Origin of the sequence: Couchioplanes caeruleus, assembly GCF_003751945.1 — a bacterium.
GTDB classification, from domain to species: domain Bacteria; phylum Actinomycetota; class Actinomycetes; order Mycobacteriales; family Micromonosporaceae; genus Actinoplanes; species Actinoplanes caeruleus.
Genome location: NZ_RJKL01000001.1, coordinates 6,289,593 through 6,306,449, shown reverse-complemented (window position 1 = coordinate 6,306,449; position 16,857 = coordinate 6,289,593). Strand labels below are relative to the sequence as shown.

The following is a 16,857-nucleotide window of genomic DNA, read 5'->3' as shown; positions in this document are numbered from 1 at the left end:
GCGACCTACGCGGGCAGGCCACCGGCCTGCCGCTTGACCCCCTGCCCGCATAGGGCCGCAGAGGCTCCGCCGCTCAAGAGCGGCCCGCTTGCGGGCCGTCGCGTGCGACGCGCAGCGCTCTTGACGGTGGAGGGGCGGCCCGGGACCATGCGCGCCGCCGGACCCGGCGCTCGACGGCCGCAACCGGCCTTGCGCCCTCCGGCGCGGCAGCTCGGCCGCGTCGCTCAGGTCCTGCCCCCGGTCGGCTATCGCCTTCTGTTTTCGCCAGCTCTGCTGTGTCTTGTCTGTCGGCGGCCCGTGGTTGTCCGCCCTACACGCCAGCCGACGGGCGGTCTTGCGTGGCCTGGCCGAGCGACAGCGGCAGACAGGCCACGCGCCCAGTCGACGGCGTGAGCGGCCCGTTTCGGGCCGCCTTGAAAGACGTACAGAAAGTTTGAACAACCAGCAGGCAGCAGGCAGTGTCCTCCGTCGGGTGACGCGCGACAGTCGTCTGCCACGTGATGCGCGACAGTCGTCTGCCACGTGATGCGCGACGGCAGAACGCGCCTTGTCGGCGGCATGTGAGTGCATCGACCGCGAGGCGGAGCCATCCCGAAGGCGTCACATGGTGCACAGGGAAACCGACTCCGATGCCAGGTCGGGTCGGCACCTCAGCCTTCCACCCGCCCGGCGCCTACGCGGCGAGGCGAGCCGCCGAACCCGCATCCACCGCCCGGGCGGCGCCACAGTTGCCGCACTCCAAGCGATACCGGCTGGGCCGGACGGGGAAAAGTGGGATGAAGAACGCGGTGAACTTCGTCGAAGTCCGGACAACGCTCTGAGGCGCCGTCACGCCGCAGATCTCGCCGACCAGCGTCACCGTGGAGAGCAACCGTTCCTTGGTACGGATGCCGACGAGAAGGAACATCTCAGCGGCCGAACGCGAAGCGGCGTGACTTCTTCTTCCGGCCGAACCGTCCCTGCAGGGTGTCGGCGCCCTGACGCAGCAGACGGGTCGCTCGGCTCGGCCCACGCCGCGCCTCCACCACGTCGCTGAGCTTGCGCGCGCCAGCCGCGGCGAGCGGCACGGCGACCGCCATCACCACAAACCGCCGGATCAGGTTGGGAATCATGTCGTGTGCTCCTTCATGGTCGACGCGTGATGGGCAGGGGTTTACCCAGCCCGTGCCGTGCCACGCATCAAAGATCGCGTCCCAGAGCAGGACCGCACCTTCGTTGCAGGGTTCTACAAGGCACCCGGCGACATCGCAGTGCCGGTAGGCGACCGTGGCCGCCGGGCGCGGCGACCGCGGATTCCTCGCCCCTACCGTCGAACCACACCGCAGCGGCTGGGCTCAGCACCGTAGGGGATCGACAGCATTACAGGTAACGCGGCCGTCGAAGAATGTCCTGAGGGGCGATCAGGCCACCCCCACGCGTTTATCGGCGGCATGTGAGTGCGTTCCAACCTCGGCGGAGCTTCCGACACTCGATACGCCATGCTCGTGGTGTGGATGTCATCTCCGTGAGCATCGAAGGCGACCGCGAGGCACTCGCTCTGCATCGGTTCCTTTTCGAGGCGAAGCTGGAACACCCCGGCAGCATCTACGCCGGCAGTCCGTACATCGCGTCGATCCAACGCCGCCTGGCGGACGCGCTCGAAGCCGCCGATCCGGGCTCCGGATGGGCGAGATGGCGGCTAGCGGAAGGGCACGAGGAACGAGTCGGCATCGTTCGACGTCACCTCTCGACCGCAGGCCCCTGGTGGAACGACTTGAACCGAGCAGAACGCGAGACCTACGTGAGAGACATCCTTGCACCGCTGAACCTATCGGCAGATCTGCTTGCCGAAGTCACCGCGACACACGGCGATTCGCTGCCGCGCGATGATGCCGCTGCACCCTAAGCGGGCCTGGTCGATGGGGGCGGAGACGAGCATCAGATGGATCGAGCCTCGTCGACCAGCCGGCGCGCGCTCGGCGACGGGATCATTGCGTTCGTCCGCGAAGACCGGGGTCCACCCCGAACTTCTCGATCATGAATCGCCAGAAGAGTGGAACCGCGTCAGCGACAGGCCTCTCGATCGCGTCGTTGTGACCCGTTACAGAGAGGTGCTCGATGCGTACCAAACCGTTGCCCGGCTCGCGGAGCGAGCCAGGAGCCCGTACGGCAACCACTCCGTAAGGTGGCTCAGGGATCGGAGTGGGCACCACGATCAAGTCGTGCATGGAAGTACAGGCTGCCAGCGCTTCGGTCTGATCCGAAGCGAGGACGCTCTTGACGATGTCCGACATATGTCGGAATTGGGAGTAGCGATCGGCCATGTCTCCAAGGAAGACGTCGATCTCGACCCACGGTCGCTGCCGGAAGGGATGTGGCCAACCGTGGGTCCTCATGCACCCGATGATCGCAGGTGACCACGCAGGTAGAAGGGTTAGTAACATCTTCAACCCGGCAGGAGTGTGTGCTCGGCACACCGGGACTGCGACCCTGAGCGTGACGCCACGGCGGAGCCGGCGCGCGCGATCGGCGGCTAGATCAGTGCGTCTGATCTTGTTCCGGACGTGGCTGCGGAAGGCATAGGTCATGGCGCGTTTGATTGGCGCCGAGGATAATCAGTGCTGCGGCCGAGTCCACGCAGGAAGGTTCAAGGAATGTCGATGACGTCGGGTGGCACGCCCGGCTCGCAGCTGGCTGCCGAGCTTGCCGCGATGGGCAACAACGTGTACGGCTTCATGCACAACGCCTCAGACCCGGAGTCGTTTGCGCGCGCTTTTGCGCGGCTGGGATGGCAGGCTCGCAGGTCGGCAGAGGGCGAGTATGAGGTCGAGAGTTCGTGGTGTCAGTTGAGCCTCTTCGATTCCGGCGGGATGCCGAAGTTCGCGGCGTGGTGGAGCCGACCCGCGTCGACGAGCTGGCGGACACCTTCCGCTCACTCGACGTTGACTATGAGATTGAGCTGTATGACGTCAAAGGGGAGCTTGTTCGAACGATTCTGCCTTGAGTACGGCAACCGATTCGCCGCAGATCAGCGCACTCTCATCGGCAGATTAAGGCGATGAAAACTGGCTGCCCGCCGAGGTCTAGGACGCCTGTCGCACGTCACCTGGCAGACGACTGTCGCGCATCACCCGACGAAGGACATCGCGCCGACGCGGCTGTGTCGGGCTCCAGTTGATGCGTTACGGATCCGGGTCAGATGATCCGTTACAGCTCCGGCTAGAACGATCGTTGTGGGCACGGTACTGGGTGCCGACACGGGCTGGGTCAGGAAACCCAGTCGGTTTCTCCGCCGGGGCCGACGGTGACGGGCTCGACGCCGGTCCCGGTCAGGCTCCAGGATTCGTACTGAGGGTGTGGGCCGACGTGCAGTTCGGCGCTGTCGTCGAAGGTGAGATGGAGGGCACCTTTGGCGCGGATCTCGACGGCAGTGACGGTCCGTCGGAAGAAGTCCAGGGCGGGTCCGAGGGCCGAGCCGGTGCCGGGGTCGAGTTCGTGCCATTCGCCGTCGCGGTCACACATCAGGAAGGGTGTCTCGATTGTGAGCTCGGCGTCGACCCGGTAGCCCTCGTCCGGATCGTGAGCCGAGAAGCCGAGGCGGACCTGATAGTCGAATGCGGTCCGGTCGACGTGGCAACCGATCAGCGCTGTGGGGACCTTCATGACACCTGTCCTGTGCTGTCGATCGGGGCTGCTCGACGACGCGGTAGTTCCGGTTTGCGGACCTTGAATCTAGCGATGTTCTTGCTGGTGGTGCGGGCGACTTCGGTGAGCAGTTCGCCGTCGTGGTAGATCCGCCAGGTGGTGTCGGCGGTCTCGATGGTGACGGTGCGCCCGGCGTGGACCATGCCGAAATGGATGCGTTGCCCGGCGACGGCCAAGGAGCCGCGGCAGCTGATCCGTCGCTCTACCCGCACCGGGCCAGCGGGAGGCTGGGGTGGCGGCCCGGCGGGCCGGGCGTCGCGGAGGCGGGCCAGTTCGGCCGGAGTGAGCGGGTTGGGCAGACTACGCAGCAAGACACCATCGTCGACGAGCTGCAGCAAGCCGTGGTCAAGGCGGACCGTGACCCGGCGGCCGGCGAAGTGGTAGCCGACGGGATGTTGCCGTCCGGCCAGGCCGACGGCGCCGACGGTGTTGACCGTGCGGTCGACCTCAATGGCCGTGCCCGGCTGAGTGTTGCCGGTGCGGATGGGTGGCGGCCCGGCGGGGCGGCCGTCGTCGTCCAGGAGCCGACGCAGGTGTGTAGTGGTGAGCCGGGACGGCACAGTCTTGAGCCGAACGCCGTTGACGAGCAGATGCACGATGGTGGTGTCAGCCCAGAAGGTGACCGTGCCGCCGGCGCGGTCCGGGCCGAGCCAGAACTGCTGCCCGCACACGGTCAGATTCCCCGACGACGGCACCAGCCGGGTGAACTCCACGGCCAGATCGACCGGGTTGACGCCGTCGACGCCCAATACCGGCGCGGCCGGAGGCAGCGTGACGGGTAGCCGTGATGGTGGTGCCTCGTCAGCGGTGCGGGGCACGAACCGGTCGGCCGGGAACGCCATGTTCAGCGACTGGTGCGGCCGGTTGGTGTTGTACTCGTGCCGGAACGCGTCGATCGCCGCCTGGGCGGTCGGCAGGTCAGGCCACACCTGCACGTGGTCGAGCAGTTCCCGTTGCAGGGTCTGGTGGAACCGTTCCACCTTGCCTGTCGTGGTTGGACTGCGCGGTTTGGTGTTGCGGGCCACGATGCCGTTCTCCCGGCAGATCCGCTCGAACATCACCTCGGCCGGGCGGGGCCGGGTGAACCGGCCGGTGAACTGCTTGCCGTTGTCGGTGAGGACCTCGTCCGGGAATCCGTACGCGCGCAATGCGTCCGTGAACGCCTGGCAGACGGCTCGGCCGGTGGCCCGGCGCACCACCGTGGCGATGACGCAGAACCGGGAATGATCGTCTACCCCGGTGACAATCTTGGTTTCCGAACCGTCGGCCAACCGGATGCCGTCGACGATGTCGAGCTGCCACAACTCCATCGGCACCGCCCGCTCCCACCGCCGGTAATCCTCCCGACGCCGACGACGAGGCACGGCGTCGACCAGACCATGCCGGACCAGCACCCGGTAGATCGTGCTCACCGATGGGATCGGCCCGGGGCAACCGGTGCGGCCCAACTCGAACGCGATGCGCCGCTGACCCCACCGTCGATGAGTCCGGCGCAACTCACAGATGGCTGCCTCCACCTCCGGGCTGGTCTGCGCCGGATGCGCATGCGGCCGGTGCGACCGGTCGGCAAGCCCGTCCAGTCCCTCGTCGCGATACCAGCCGATCCAGCGGTGCACCGCTTGCCGGGACACCCCGAACCGCTCGGCGACCTCGGTCACCGGCACCCCGGCCTGAACTTCGAGCACAGCGCGATACCGCTGCTCTGTCATGGTCAACTCCACCAGCACTCGGCGGAGTGTTACGCATCAACTGAAGCCACGGCGTAACGCATCAAGCGGAGTCAGACACGCCGACGCGGCTGTCTGGTGAGAATTTTCTATACGTCTTCAAGGCGCGGCTTCGGGCCGGCGCTCCCGCCTTCGGCTCCGCGCCGGCCCCGGCCGCGCCGACCCGAAGCTCTGCCCGACACGACGAAGCCCCAGTCGTTCCGCAGCAGGGCGACCGAGGCTCAAAATCCTCCAAATCAACTGTCCGCGCCCGGCGGTCGGCTGGCGCGGACGCCCCGCCACCGGCGCAGCCCTAGGCCATATGCCACGGCCGCCGCGCATCCAACGCCCGCCCAGACGATCGCGCGGAGTAGCTGCTCCTGAGCGGCGGACTCGCACACCTGCTGGAAGTCGGGACTGTACCGGAACGCTGATTGATTACGGGCGATCAGGGTCCCGCACGTGTCGAAGTCCCAGCCTTGGGCGAGGAACGGCCATGTCACGTAGATTGCGGCCGGACTCAGCAAGGCCACTCCGGCGGCGGAACGGCGCAGCCACTCTCCGGTCGATGCGGTCCGCGCGGACAACAGTGTGATCACCGCACCGAGCCCTGTACCGCCGCAAACCACGACGGCGGTGACCAAAGTGACGGCGGCGAGCTCCGTACCGGCATCGACGGGCCTGGTCGGGTCGGACACCAAGATTGCCACGACGCCGATCGCGGCGACCGCCAATGCCACGCCAGCGGCAGTGTCTCGACTGCGCGCGACCTTAAGCCCGTTCATGCATTCCTTCTCCGTGGTCGACCGGGTAATTGGCGCACTTCACGCCAAGCCTAGGTTCGGGCACGTAACCACGGACCTTTCTCGGGTACATGCCTCCGGCGGGCAGGGCCTCCGGCCCTACGACCCGGAGAAGGCCTCCGGCGGCCAGGGCTTCCAGCCCTGGACCCGGGCGACTCCGGGATGCCCGGCCCGGCACGCGACCCATCGCACACCGGAGGCAACCAGACCGCGCCCGGGTGGCGAAGGTCGTTCGTCCGGTAGGGCGCTCCACCTTCACCACCCGGGCGCGGCCCGGGAGGGCGGAGCCTGCGCGACGGGATGCCACTGCCGAACTCGGACACCTTCGCGGAAAACCTGAAGACCCGCGCATACTTCAAGATCAACCGGCCCAGCCAGGGCCCAACTACCGCCGTAAAGACACGGAAAACGATGGCAACGAGCGCGAACCGCATCGGCTGCTTAGCGCCGCGATTCGCGCCATGCGGGGAGGTCAGCGCATTCCGCCGCTTGGTTCGAGATGTACCACTGCACGCTGAGCAAGGTCCCCCAGCATTCCCCTGGTCCGGCCGGGCCACAGCGCCCTCCCGGCCAGTCGATTGCAACAGACCGCCACCAGTATGGTTTCGGCCGTGACCCTCGTGATCGACGAAGACAGCCGCCAGGTACGCCAGTTCGTCTGCCCATGCTGCAACACCGAGGCCGAGCGGACCTGGGCCAACATCTACGACGACAACACCGCCGTAGGTGTCTACTACGCCAGCTGCTACCACCACAACGGCGTTCACGAGACCTGGATCGACGCCATCCTCGGTACCTGGGGCGACAACCAGTTCGACGATCACATCACCTTCGGATGCCGCGTCGGACCCGTTGCGGGATCGTCCACACCCGCCGCGACGCTCGTCAACGGCGGGGCAGCGGCCCCCGACAGTCCGATCTTTGGCCAGAAACTCAGCCGCGAAGAGGGACTTTCCCACCCCCGGCTTGCAGAATTCTGGAAGGTCGTCGACACCATCCTCGAACACGACAACCTCGTACGCCACCATCTCTACGGGACAGGCAGCGAGCGCGGCTAGTAGCGGACGAACCGAACGCCGGTGCCGGGGTGCCGCTGGGAGAAATCTGGGAGACGATCTTACACAAAGCCGTCGCAGGCACTCCCCCAGACCAACGAGCACCAACGCCCTGAGCAGCAGGTACAGCCGAAGGCGCACGTCACCGATCGATCTTGACCTAGTTGACACGGAAGAGGTCACTGGTTCGATCCCAGTATCGCCCACCAGCTCAGGGCCATGATCCAACACGGGTCATGGCCTTTTTGCTGCCCGTACAGCAGCGGTCACCCATCCAGGCTCTCCCTCAGCCGTTTCAGCGCTTCCCGCGTCGCTTTCGACGATATCTGGGTGTAGATCTCCACCGTGATCGAGAACCGGGAGCGCCGCAGAATCCTCATCGCCACCCGAGGGAGAACATCAAGATCAGCCAACGGAGACCCCCAGGTACGCCGGGCATCGTGCGGTTGCCGGTCAGGCGACGGCTTCGGCGACGAGTTGGCCGTCGACGTAGGCGTACACCGGTTGCGGACGGAAGCCGGCGAACAGTAGCTGCCGGTGCTTCTCGATGCGGACGTGGTGCTGTTCCTGTTCGCCGACGACGAACTCCCACCGTTTGACGAGCTCGATCGACGAGACCCGCACGGTCCGGACGATGTTGACGCCATCAACGCGGATGGACAGCCCGCCCCAGAACTTGCTGAACGAGAAAACGACCTCGTGGCGTTCCGCCACACCGACCTCGAACGTCATCCGCACCCGCCCACTGTAGGCCCAGCACGGGCGAGCAGACGGTCGCGGAGGAACGCGGGCACCGTGGCGGCCGAACGCGGTCTTGGTACGGGTGTCATGTGTCGTTCTCGGTTGATATTCCGGCAGCGCGGAAGCTGCCACCTGCGCTGGACCGCCTCCAGGCCGATGCCCGCGCTGGTATGGCATACGTCAAGGACAACACCGTGCTCGCCTACGGTGACGGCCTGCTGAACAAGGCGAAGACCGGTCACGAGGCGATCGTCTCCGCCGTGAGCTACTTCCTCGAGGACATCGCCAAGTACCCCGCCAGGGAAGGCAGCATCGCCGTCGACCAGGCCCTGGACTACTACGAGCAGGCCGACCGAGGAGCCGCCGCGAAGCTCGACGACGCCGGCCGCGACATTTACATCGACCGCCACGAGTTCTCCAACTACTACCGCATGGGCGGCAACGCCTCCGGCTTTACCGACGCCTACGCCCGCCGGGACCGGTACAAGGCGCCGATCGCCGACTACGACAAGGCCGACCAGTTCCAGTACGCCCCCGCCCTGTGGGACGTGGCCAGTCCCACCTCCCTGGCCCGCGACGCCATCTGGGGCGCCACCAGGCTCGGCGCCAAGATGGGCATCTTCGACCGCGCCTACGACCCCTTCGAATCCTGGGTCAAACCCCTGGCCGGGGACTGGTCCGGCGTACGGGCCTGCGCCGACGTGTGGGACAACGTGGCGCTGTCACTGCAGGACATGTCCGGCAACATCAGCCGACACGCCCTGGGCGTCGACGGCGTCTGGCAGGGCAGGGCCGCCGATGCGCTGATCTCCCACTGCTGGCACAACGCGGCGTGGCGGCGTAGACCGAGCCGGTTCGGCGCCTTGCCCTGTTCTCTGCGACGCCGTGACGGCGACGGTGACCTCCTCAGTGCTGGAGCACGCCGAGCACGGCCTCGGTGAAGTTCGCACGGACGGCCTCGGGACCTTCCAGATGTCCGCTCACCATCGCACCGTCGCGGAGCATGAAGAGCGTTCCGGCGACGCGGTACGGGTCCGGATGACCGGCCTGAGCGAGGAACTCGGCCAGGGCCGTACGGAACCAGGCACGGTGCCCGGCGATCACGCGCGACACCGGATGGTCCGGGTCGGGATACTCGGCGGCGGCATTGATGAAGGCGCAGCCCCGGAACCCGGGTTCGCACATCTCCTCGGTGATCCCGGCGGCCAGGGCGCTCAGGATGGCTCGGGGATCGTTGCTGTCGGGGACCGCGGCCATGACCCGCGCCCGTACCTTGCGGTCGCGCTCGTCGAGGTACGCGGCGACGAGGTCGTCCTTGGACCGGAAGTGGTTGTAGAAGGTCGCCCGGGTGACGCCCGCCTCGGTGATGATCCGGTCGACGCCGACGGCGTGGATGCCCTCGGCGTAGAACACCCGCGCAGCGGCGTCGAGCAGTCGCTGCCGCGCGGGCGACGAGCGTCTATCGGGTGCGGTGGGTGCCTTCGCCATACCGGCCAAGGGTAGTGGACCTTCCGAAGCAACAGCGCCGGCCAAGGCAGTGGACCTTACGAAGCAACAGCGCCGGCCGGCGGCGTCAGCCGCCCGCGATGGCGGTCAGCACCTCCAGCCGATCGTCGGCGGCGGCGGAGCGGTCCAGTTCGTCGTTGCGAAGCTGCTCGCCGTTGAGGAACAGACTGTGGAAACGCTGCACCTGGCCGGTGGGGTCGAGCAGGACCAGACCGAGCGGCGGGTATTCCTGGACGAGCATGGACAGGGCGTCACGAACGGTGCCTGCGTCGTAAATGAGCGCGTCGCTGTGGCCGACGTAGTGCAACAGCGTGCCCGGCAGACGGATGTGCATGGGTTTCCTTCCGGCGATGGGTCGATGTCGGTCTCAGGTTCAGGCGGCTACTTCAGCCGGCTCGTCGGGTGCGTCGAAGGTTTCGAGCGCGAGGCCGTGCAGGCGACCGTCGCGACCCACCAGCCGGTGGGAGAACGCGATGGAGTCGTCGACGTGATGTACGGAGGCTGCGAAGGTCGCCTCGTCAAGGAGGAAGAACGGGCGCATCAGCTCGATCTCGATGCCTCGCACCGGATCGGTCAGTCCGGACCTGATGCGCGGGTTTCGACGGCCATGCTGCGCTACCAGCGTCTCCCGAGCGGCACCGAGCTGCGCGGGGATCTCCACGAAGCTCCATTGGTCGGCGACCTCGCACAGGCCGCGATGCATGACGACCGGGTTGGTGACTCCGGCGACCGCCGGATGCTTCGCCTCCAGGGTCTCGAGCGATTCCTGCAGGACGCGCGGCGGCGGCGGAGCGCCCTGTTCGTCGGAATGGAACAGGTCGTTCAGTACGTCGGGAATCCGCCCGGTCTCGGCGCCGAAACCGCGGTCGCTGTCGAGCCTGACGCAGCGGGCGTAGCTTTCCGCGCGGGCGATGGCGTGGTCGCCGTCGGTGACCTCGGAGGTGACGCGCAGGTAGCGGCCGGTCGTGTCGACCTGCACGCCGGTCGACGCGATGACCCGGTCGCCGTCGAGGAACCGGAAGGGGGCGAGGTAGTCGATCCGGATGCGGACGATCACGAAGCTGACCCCGAACCGCCGGATGAGCTGCGGAAAGCTGGCGAGATGCCGCGACGCCCATTTCGCCCAGTTGGCGAAGCCGATCGAGAGTACGCTGCGCGGCTGCATCTGCACCGGCGTGAAGAAGCTGGAGTCGTACAAGATCTCGGACTGCACAGTGCGCGGCATCGACACCGTCCTCCTGCGACCAGATAGATAGAACGTTCTGTCTACCCGAGCGTAGGCGACGGCGTCCACAATGGTCAACACCTTCATGTCGTGACGCGGTTCGACGAGATGAGAGTGGATCTGGCCCGTACTTATCGGGAAATGACGGCGGTCCGCACGCCGGGAGTCCGAGCTGCGGGTTCTGGACCCGCGCGATCATCCGTGATTGTCTCGGCGGCATGAGGTTTCGTGGGGAATTGCTGGCCACGGGTGGCAGCACGACCGGGTTCCGGGTGGACGACGGAGTGGTCGCCGAGCTGGGTGGGGGCGGCCGGCCCAAGGTGGTGGTATCCGTCGACGGCCACCAGTGGCGTGGCTCCATCGCGCGGATGGACGGGAGCTACTGGCTCGGCGTCAGCGCGGAGCGGCGCGCTCAGGCGGGTATCGCCGCGGGCGACGTCCTGGAGGTCGACGTGGAGCTGGACACGGCGGTCCGGGAGGTGGACGTTCCGGAAGACCTCGCCGCCGCGCTCGAGGCGTCACCCGAGGCGAAGGCCTTCTGGGCCGGGCTTTCCTACAGCAACCAGAACTGGCACGTTCTGCAGGTCACCGGGGCGAAGACGGCGCCGACCCGGGAGCGGCGGATCGCCCGGTCGGTGGCGATGCTCGCCGAGGGCCGAGCGCGTTAAGGCAGCCGGCTGAGGGTGGTGCCGATCAGTTTCTGCCAGTCCGCGGCGAACTGGGGGTTGGCGCTCGCGTCGGAGCGGCCGAGGCGGTAGATCGCGTACTGGTCGACGAGGACGACGTTGGCGCGGGTCAGGACGACAACCGCGACGTCGGCGGTGGCCGGGTGGGCCTTGTCGTACTGCTTGTGGCGGACGGTGACGAAGCCGGCCCAGGAGCCCTCCTCCAGCGACGACGTGTTTGCGGTCTCGGTGTAGGCGGGCTCCTGGCGGTCGCCGGTCTTGGCGGGCCGCTGCACGCTCTTCGGGCAGGCATCGGCGACCGCACGCAGCGTGGCAAGCGCCGTGGCGGCGGAGATGATGTCGTCGTAGACCAGGGCGTACTGGGTGAGGCTCTGCACGCCCTTGGTGCCCTCGTCGGAGAGCGGCGCGGAGGCGAGCGACGGCTTGCCCGGGATGATGGCGGGGTCGGTGTCGCCGCCGCAGACGCTCACCAGGGTCGCGGGTGGCGCCGACTCGGGTGGCGCCTTCCAGGTCGGGCCGATGTCGGCGGGCTTGAGCAGGGCGTTCTGCATCATGGAGACGGTGAGCTTCCCCCCGTCCGGCTCAGGGTCGCCGGACGAGCATCCGGCGAACCCCACGACGGCGAGGATCGCGACCATCCCACGAAGCATCCGGCCGAGCTCAAGCATTCGGCCATGATGGCAGACGTGGGGTGGTGACCGATGGTCATCACGGCCGCGTGGCGCGAGGATGTCGTTCACGGTTGTTCCAAAATATTGAATATCATCGAAATCTTCACGTGTTGTGATGCCCGCATGACGCGTGTCAGAGTCGCCATGGCGATGCTCATCCTGGTGTCCCTGCTGCCGGGCATGCCGGCCGCCGCCGCCACTCCCCTGTGCGCCTGGCCCCAGGAGGTCGGGGCGCAGGCCTCGAACGTCGCGCTGCCCGACAGCAACGCCCGGTACTGGGTGATGCCGTTCAAGGTGTACGCGGACCGCCAGATCACCATCACCGGCGCCTTCCCCGACACCCGGTACGCCTCCTTCGCCGTCTACGACGGTTTCCAGGGCACTTTCACCAGCAACGGCGTCTCCTCGGCGCGGGCCGACTACGAGATCACGCCGGATCCCGGCAGCGTCAACCCGTGGCAGGAGCCCGCCGTCGCGGGTGGGGCGTACACGCTGCGGGTGCGGACGGCCGTCGCGCCGGACCAGGTGAACGCGGTGCCGCTGGCCCCGCCCGGCACGCCCGACGGCGCGCTCGGCTTCCTCGTCTATCGCATCTACCTGCCCACCGGCGGGACCTCGTCGCCCGTCGTGCTGCCCACCCTCACGGTCACCGACGGTGGGCGGACGCGGACGCTGCCGCCCTGCCCGCGTACGGTCGCGGTCACCGCCCCCGACGGCCCGGTCGCGCCGCCGCGGTCCGCGCCGGACCTGGCCTTCGCCCGCACGACGGGCAACGACGAGCTCTTCCCCAACCCGGACAGCGGTTACCTCAGCACCTGGGTGACGCCGCCGGGCCCGGAGACCGTGGTCGTGGTGCGGGGCCGGGCCGCCTTGAGCCCCGACCAGCCGCACCCCCACCCGTGGCCGCAGCGCGGCGACGACATGCGCTACTGGTCACTCTGCACGAACCTGCGCTTCCCGTTCTTCCCCGTCGTGGTCAATCAGTTGCCGAGCGGGGAGACCGACCCGGGTTGCCGCCACGACGACGTCGCCGCGGTGGACGTGGGTGATGACTACACCTTCGTCATCGGTACGGAGAAACAGCGCGCCCATATCGAGGCCGTCCGGCGCGTGACGTTCGTACCCTTCTCGGTGACCGAACCCCGCGCTCGGCATCTGGTGCTGCTGCGCAACATGATGCCGGCGCCGGGCTTCCACCGGTCGGTGCTGGACGTTCCGCCGGACGGGCGTCCCGGCACGGCGGCGGCGGTGATGGGCGACTACTACCCGCGCGCGCATCTCTGCCCGCTGTCCACCCTCGACACCTGCGCGTTCGAAGCCGGACGGCGATCAAGGCCCCGATCGTCCTAGGGTTGAGGGATGCGTCACTACTCGGTCGAGCTGGCGCCGCCGAACGGCGGACGGTCCGGGACCGTCGCCGTGTACGGGCACTGGGGCAAACCCGTCCTCGTCTTCCCCACGGAGAACGGGGATGCGTGGGAGTTCTCCCGCACCGGCATGGTCGGCGCCGTCGAGCAGCTTGTCGAGGCCGGGCGGGTCAAGCTGTACTGCGTCGACTCGTTCGACGCCGAGACCTGGTCGGCGCACCACCTGCCGCTGGAGGAGCGGGCCTGGCGGCACGCCGCCTACGAGGACTGGGTGATCCAGGCGGTGGTGCCGCACATCCGGGCCGACACCGGGCCGGCCGACATCGCCACGGCCGGATGCTCGCTGGGAGCCTTCCATGCCCTGAACTTCGCCTTCAAACGGGCCGATCTGTTCCCGCTGGCCCTGTGCCTCTCCGGCAACTACGACCCGGGCTCATGGCAGGGCTGGGGCGAGCGGGGCGACGCGGTCTACTTCAACAGTCCGGTGGACTACGTCGCCCGCCTGCACGGAGACCATCTGGACTGGCTGCGGCAGCGGCTGTCGCTGGTGCTCGTGTGCGGCCAGGGCCAGTGGGAGGACACCACCGGCGCGCTGGAGTCGACACGGCGGATGGGCACGTTGCTCACCGGCAAGGGCATCCGGCACGAGCTGGACCTCTGGGGCCCGGACGTACCGCACGACTGGCCGTCATGGCGTGACCAGCTCGCCCATCACCTGCCCCGGATGAGCTGAGCCCGCGGGGCGACGTACGTGAAGGTGGCTTCCGCGGACGTGCCGCCCGGGGTGGTGATCCGCACCGCCACCGCGCCGGCCGCGTGGGGCGCGAGGGTGAGCCTGAGCTGGGTCGCCGAGATCTTCGTGAAACGGACTCTCCTGCCGTCGACGGTGACCGTGGCGCCGGTGAGGTCCTTGCCGGTCACCACGACCGGCGTCGCCTTGTTCGTCGGGCCGGTTCTCGGCGTCAGCGCGGTGACGGTGGGCGCCGGCGGGTTCCGGTAGGTGAACTGGCCGGCGCGGGTGCTCAGGCCGTACTTGTCGTTGACGGCGACCTCGTAGCTGCCGACCGGCATCGCCGGCGCGACGAAGGTGAGCGACGTCGGGGTCACCGACTTGGCGGCGACGATCGTCGTGCCGATCCTGACGGTGGTGACACCGGTCAGGTCGGTGCCGCTGAGCCTGACCGTCGCGCCGCCGAAGACGAGCGCACTGCCGGGACTGAGCCCGGTGACCGCCGGGACCGGGGGCAGGTACGTGAACTTGGTGGCACTGCTCACGGCGCTGTTGCCGGCGTCACCGGTCACCTGCACGTCGACGGTGCCGGGGGCGTTCTGGGGCGGGACGCGGACGTACAGCTTGAGGCCGTCCGGGGTTTCCCACTTGGTGAAGCCCGCGGCCCAGTCGCCGAAGCGGACCGCGGTGGTGCGTTCGAGGCCGCTGCCACTGATGCTGAGCAGGGTGCCTGCCGTGCCATCGGTCACGGACAGGGCGGTCACGGTCGGCGCCGGCACCACCGGGGCGGACGGGTCCGCCGGGGTGGCCGGGGTGGTGATGCCGTAGACGGCGTGCGCGCTGATCGCCTGCTCGTTGACGAACGCCCAGGACAGTTTGACGTCGCCGCGGTTGCCCCAGTCCTGACCCCACGAGTTGCGGACGTGAATGCCCTGGGCGTCGTAGCCGAATACCGCCATCTGGTGGTAGCCCCGGATGCCGCCCCTCGTCGAGGTGTAGAGGGAGTGACTGCGCAGCCTTGTGAAGTCCTGGTAGATCGGCACGCCGAGGGTGACCGGAGCGCCGGCGGCGAGCGCCTCCTTGATCGACGCCTGCGCGGCGACGCCCTGGTTCGCGCCGTTGAAGAGCATCCGGTAGCCGCTGATGCGGTACTTCTTGGCGTTCTCGATCTGCGCCCTGGTCGGGGCGATGTTCCATCTGGTGGTGCCCTGCCAGTAGTCCGCCTGGGTGTCGATGCCGTTGGCCCGGGCGTCGGCCAGCACGAAATCCGGGTACAGGCCCGTGTGGGGGGCGCCGCCCTTGGCGACGTTGCGCAGGTAGAGGAAGAGCGGGGCATAGGGGGCGCCGCTGCCGCCCGTACGGTTCGCGTAGTAGCCCATGATGCTGTAGCCGATGGACCAGGCGACACACGAGCCGACCTGCCCCTGGCTTCGTGCCGGCGGCGCGTACCGCCGCAGGTCGACGCTCGCCGGCAGCGCGGCGAGGGCCCCACCGCGGACGGTGGCCGGGACGCGGGTGGGGCTGAGCAGAAGCCCCCCGACGTACGGGAGCTCGCCGCCACGCGGGGCGGCCGAGGCGGGGGTAGCGGTGATCGCGGCAGGGGCGGCAGCCAATACGGCCACGGCCACCAGGAGCCACCCACGGCGCAGCGCACGGGTCGTCAAGCGCATCCGGGGGTCCTTCCTCAGTGCGATGCGAGCACCTCCCATCGGCAAGCTTGCGGAAATCTTGAGGCGGATCGGACCGCCGGCGGAGGCGAGGCCGGCCCCGCGTAGGGTCGGGCCATGATCACCGAACCGCTCCTGACCCACCGGGACGAGAGCGGCTGCGACGTTCCGCTGCTGGTCTGGCGCCTGGCCGAGCCGGTGCTCGCGATCTCGTCGGCGGTGCTGGGCGGGGGGATCGGGCCCTGCCGGTGGCTGGTCAACGCGACCGTACCGATGTCCTACGACCGCGACGACCCGGCCGACCACCTGTCCGAGATCGCCGCCGGGCTGGGGCTGGCCGGTCCCGGCGTCGGCCTGCTCACCGGCGTCGACGTCGCCGACGTGGTCACCGCGGACGACGATGGGGTCCGGCTCTGGGCCACGGTCGGCCTCGGCGCGCCCATCCAGGCCGCCGCGCCCACCGCGGAGGCGGCACCGCACGCCGGGACGGTCAACATCGTGGCCTGGGTGCCGCGGCGGCTGAGCCACGGCGCCCTGGTGAACGCGGTAGCCACCCTCACCGAGGCCAAGACCCAGGCGATCCGCGAGCTCGGCCTGGCCGCCACCGGCACGGCCACCGACGCGGTCGCCGTGCTCTGCCCACCGGCGGGTCCCGAGGCGGAGTACGCCGGCCCGCGCTCGCAGTGGGGCCGGCTCCTGGCCCGCGCCGCCCATCGCGCCGTCCTCTCCGGCGGCGCCGCCAACCTGGCCGGCACGGCGTCGTGGTCCGAGCGCCGAGCGGGTACGCGCACCGATCCGTAGCGGAAGCCCCTTGCCCGTCCGGGCGCAACGGGACGAGGACGGCTTGCACGGTCTTCACCGAGTTCGTCGCGTGGCTCGCCAGCGTCCTCACCGCGCGAGGGGTGCCGCCGGGCAGCGTGCAGCCCGTGCTGGCCCACCTCCAGGACGTGCTCGGCTACCGCATCCGCACGCGGCGCATCCTCGCCGCCGGGCAGCACGCGCTCGGGGCCGCGCTG

General features: G+C 68.6%; 19 protein-coding genes and 1 pseudogene. 7 read left to right on the top strand and 13 right to left on the bottom strand.

What is annotated here, in order from left to right:
* Positions 1-673: 673 nt before the first annotated feature.
* A complete protein-coding gene (locus tag EDD30_RS28360; protein WP_071808624.1) occupies positions 674-907 on the bottom strand; it encodes a zinc ribbon domain-containing protein in 234 nt (77 codons plus the stop codon).
* A gap of 1 nt (position 908) precedes the next feature.
* Positions 909-1,112 (bottom strand): hypothetical protein, encoded by a 204-nt coding sequence (locus EDD30_RS28355; protein WP_071808625.1) that lies wholly within the window; start codon positions 1,110-1,112, stop codon positions 909-911.
* Positions 1,113-1,489: 377 nt separating this feature from the next.
* Here EDD30_RS28355 and EDD30_RS28350 point away from each other — a divergent pair, with 377 nt between their 5' ends.
* Positions 1,490-1,885: a hypothetical protein gene (locus tag EDD30_RS28350; RefSeq protein WP_071808626.1), complete on the top strand. Its 396-nt coding sequence runs from the start codon at positions 1,490-1,492 to the stop codon at positions 1,883-1,885.
* A gap of 82 nt (positions 1,886-1,967) precedes the next feature.
* On the opposite strand, the gene EDD30_RS38450 is transcribed toward EDD30_RS28350, so the two are convergent.
* From EDD30_RS38450 to EDD30_RS28330, 4 genes are all read right to left on the bottom strand, one after another.
* Positions 1,968-2,303 carry a hypothetical protein gene (locus EDD30_RS38450; protein WP_143162975.1) on the bottom strand — a complete coding sequence of 112 codons (336 nt, stop codon included), beginning with the start codon at positions 2,301-2,303 and terminating at the stop codon, positions 1,968-1,970.
* Positions 2,304-3,246: 943 nt separating this feature from the next.
* Positions 3,247-3,642, bottom strand: coding sequence for a DUF6188 family protein (locus EDD30_RS28340; protein WP_071808628.1), 396 nt, complete (start codon positions 3,640-3,642; stop codon positions 3,247-3,249).
* The gene (locus EDD30_RS28335; protein ID WP_084557337.1) at positions 3,639-5,399 is read right to left on the bottom strand and encodes an IS481 family transposase; all 1,761 of its coding nucleotides are present in this window, start codon (positions 5,397-5,399) and stop codon (positions 3,639-3,641) included. Before EDD30_RS28335 ends, EDD30_RS28340 begins: the two co-directional genes overlap by 4 nt.
* A gap of 248 nt (positions 5,400-5,647) precedes the next feature.
* Entirely contained in the window at positions 5,648-6,175 is a 528-nt protein-coding gene (locus EDD30_RS28330; RefSeq protein ID WP_071808630.1) for a hypothetical protein, read from the bottom strand.
* Between the two features lie 629 nt (positions 6,176-6,804).
* Between EDD30_RS28330 and EDD30_RS28325 the strand changes: the two genes are divergently transcribed.
* Entirely contained in the window at positions 6,805-7,251 is a 447-nt protein-coding gene (locus EDD30_RS28325) for a hypothetical protein (RefSeq protein ID WP_071808661.1), read from the top strand.
* A 263-nt stretch (positions 7,252-7,514) separates the two neighbouring features.
* Here the strand turns inward: EDD30_RS28325 and EDD30_RS41580 are convergent.
* Together EDD30_RS41580 and EDD30_RS28315 are read right to left on the bottom strand one after the other, a co-directional pair.
* Positions 7,515-7,691 (bottom strand): annotated as a pseudogene (locus tag EDD30_RS41580) (site-specific integrase); the annotation flags it as partial.
* A gap of 10 nt (positions 7,692-7,701) precedes the next feature.
* A complete protein-coding gene (locus tag EDD30_RS28315; protein ID WP_211277985.1) occupies positions 7,702-7,980 on the bottom strand; it encodes a hypothetical protein in 279 nt (92 codons plus the stop codon).
* A 179-nt stretch (positions 7,981-8,159) separates the two neighbouring features.
* Here EDD30_RS28315 and EDD30_RS28310 point away from each other — a divergent pair, with 179 nt between their 5' ends.
* On the top strand, positions 8,160-8,930 hold the full coding sequence (locus tag EDD30_RS28310) for a hypothetical protein (protein WP_071808632.1): 771 nt from the start codon (positions 8,160-8,162) through the stop codon (positions 8,928-8,930).
* Here the strand turns inward: EDD30_RS28310 and EDD30_RS28305 are convergent.
* The 3 genes from EDD30_RS28305 to EDD30_RS28295 form a co-directional block, all read right to left on the bottom strand.
* Positions 8,896-9,477 (bottom strand): TetR/AcrR family transcriptional regulator, encoded by a 582-nt coding sequence (locus EDD30_RS28305; RefSeq protein ID WP_071808633.1) that lies wholly within the window; start codon positions 9,475-9,477, stop codon positions 8,896-8,898. The two genes, EDD30_RS28310 and EDD30_RS28305, sit on opposite strands and share 35 nt — an antisense overlap.
* Positions 9,478-9,562: 85 nt before the next feature.
* Entirely contained in the window at positions 9,563-9,829 is a 267-nt protein-coding gene (locus EDD30_RS28300; RefSeq protein ID WP_071808634.1) for a MoaD/ThiS family protein, read from the bottom strand.
* 39 nt (positions 9,830-9,868) lie between these two features.
* On the bottom strand, positions 9,869-10,720 hold the full coding sequence (locus tag EDD30_RS28295; RefSeq protein WP_071808635.1) for an acyl-CoA thioesterase family protein: 852 nt from the start codon (positions 10,718-10,720) through the stop codon (positions 9,869-9,871).
* A 218-nt stretch (positions 10,721-10,938) separates the two neighbouring features.
* Here EDD30_RS28295 and EDD30_RS28290 point away from each other — a divergent pair, with 218 nt between their 5' ends.
* A complete protein-coding gene (locus EDD30_RS28290) occupies positions 10,939-11,388 on the top strand; it encodes a YdeI/OmpD-associated family protein (RefSeq protein ID WP_071808636.1) in 450 nt (149 codons plus the stop codon).
* Here the strand turns inward: EDD30_RS28290 and EDD30_RS28285 are convergent.
* On the bottom strand, positions 11,385-12,074 hold the full coding sequence (locus tag EDD30_RS28285; protein WP_071808637.1) for a hypothetical protein: 690 nt from the start codon (positions 12,072-12,074) through the stop codon (positions 11,385-11,387). The two genes, EDD30_RS28290 and EDD30_RS28285, sit on opposite strands and share 4 nt — an antisense overlap.
* A 126-nt stretch (positions 12,075-12,200) precedes the next feature.
* On the opposite strand from EDD30_RS28285, the gene EDD30_RS28280 reads away from it, so the two are divergent.
* On the top strand, positions 12,201-13,427 hold the full coding sequence (locus EDD30_RS28280) for a hypothetical protein (protein WP_143162976.1): 1,227 nt from the start codon (positions 12,201-12,203) through the stop codon (positions 13,425-13,427).
* Positions 13,428-13,436: 9 nt separating this feature from the next.
* Positions 13,437-14,177, top strand: a complete 741-nt coding sequence (locus EDD30_RS28275; protein WP_071808639.1) for an esterase family protein — start codon at positions 13,437-13,439, stop codon at positions 14,175-14,177.
* On the opposite strand, the gene EDD30_RS28270 is transcribed toward EDD30_RS28275, so the two are convergent.
* Positions 14,156-15,844 carry an IPT/TIG domain-containing protein gene (locus EDD30_RS28270; RefSeq protein WP_071808640.1) on the bottom strand — a complete coding sequence of 563 codons (1,689 nt, stop codon included), beginning with the start codon at positions 15,842-15,844 and terminating at the stop codon, positions 14,156-14,158. The genes EDD30_RS28275 and EDD30_RS28270 overlap by 22 nt on opposite strands.
* A gap of 114 nt (positions 15,845-15,958) precedes the next feature.
* Here EDD30_RS28270 and EDD30_RS28265 point away from each other — a divergent pair, with 114 nt between their 5' ends.
* A complete protein-coding gene (locus tag EDD30_RS28265; protein ID WP_071808641.1) occupies positions 15,959-16,642 on the top strand; it encodes an adenosylcobinamide amidohydrolase in 684 nt (227 codons plus the stop codon).
* Positions 16,643-16,857: the final 215 nt, after the last annotated feature.

Excerpts from the sequence above, each read along its gene's own strand:
- EDD30_RS28360 (WP_071808624.1), bottom strand. The coding sequence starts at position 907 with ATGTTCCTTCTCGTCGGCATCCGTACCAAGGAACGGTTGCTCTCCACG.
- EDD30_RS28355 (WP_071808625.1), bottom strand. The coding sequence starts at position 1,112 with ATGATTCCCAACCTGATCCGGCGGTTTGTGGTGATGGCGGTCGCCGTG.
- EDD30_RS38450 (WP_143162975.1), bottom strand. The coding sequence starts at position 2,303 with ATGGCCGATCGCTACTCCCAATTCCGACATATGTCGGACATCGTCAAG.
- EDD30_RS28340 (WP_071808628.1), bottom strand. The coding sequence starts at position 3,642 with ATGAAGGTCCCCACAGCGCTGATCGGTTGCCACGTCGACCGGACCGCA.
- EDD30_RS28330 (WP_071808630.1), bottom strand. The coding sequence starts at position 6,175 with ATGAACGGGCTTAAGGTCGCGCGCAGTCGAGACACTGCCGCTGGCGTG.
- EDD30_RS28315 (WP_211277985.1), bottom strand. The coding sequence starts at position 7,980 with ATGACGTTCGAGGTCGGTGTGGCGGAACGCCACGAGGTCGTTTTCTCG.
- EDD30_RS28310 (WP_071808632.1), top strand. The coding sequence starts at position 8,160 with ATGGCATACGTCAAGGACAACACCGTGCTCGCCTACGGTGACGGCCTG.
- EDD30_RS28305 (WP_071808633.1), bottom strand. The coding sequence starts at position 9,477 with ATGGCGAAGGCACCCACCGCACCCGATAGACGCTCGTCGCCCGCGCGG.
- EDD30_RS28300 (WP_071808634.1), bottom strand. The coding sequence starts at position 9,829 with ATGCACATCCGTCTGCCGGGCACGCTGTTGCACTACGTCGGCCACAGC.
- EDD30_RS28295 (WP_071808635.1), bottom strand. The coding sequence starts at position 10,720 with ATGCCGCGCACTGTGCAGTCCGAGATCTTGTACGACTCCAGCTTCTTC.
- EDD30_RS28290 (WP_071808636.1), top strand. The coding sequence starts at position 10,939 with ATGAGGTTTCGTGGGGAATTGCTGGCCACGGGTGGCAGCACGACCGGG.
- EDD30_RS28285 (WP_071808637.1), bottom strand. The coding sequence starts at position 12,074 with ATGCTTGAGCTCGGCCGGATGCTTCGTGGGATGGTCGCGATCCTCGCC.
- EDD30_RS28280 (WP_143162976.1), top strand. The coding sequence starts at position 12,201 with ATGACGCGTGTCAGAGTCGCCATGGCGATGCTCATCCTGGTGTCCCTG.
- EDD30_RS28275 (WP_071808639.1), top strand. The coding sequence starts at position 13,437 with ATGCGTCACTACTCGGTCGAGCTGGCGCCGCCGAACGGCGGACGGTCC.
- EDD30_RS28270 (WP_071808640.1), bottom strand. The coding sequence starts at position 15,844 with ATGCGCTTGACGACCCGTGCGCTGCGCCGTGGGTGGCTCCTGGTGGCC.
- EDD30_RS28265 (WP_071808641.1), top strand. The coding sequence starts at position 15,959 with ATGATCACCGAACCGCTCCTGACCCACCGGGACGAGAGCGGCTGCGAC.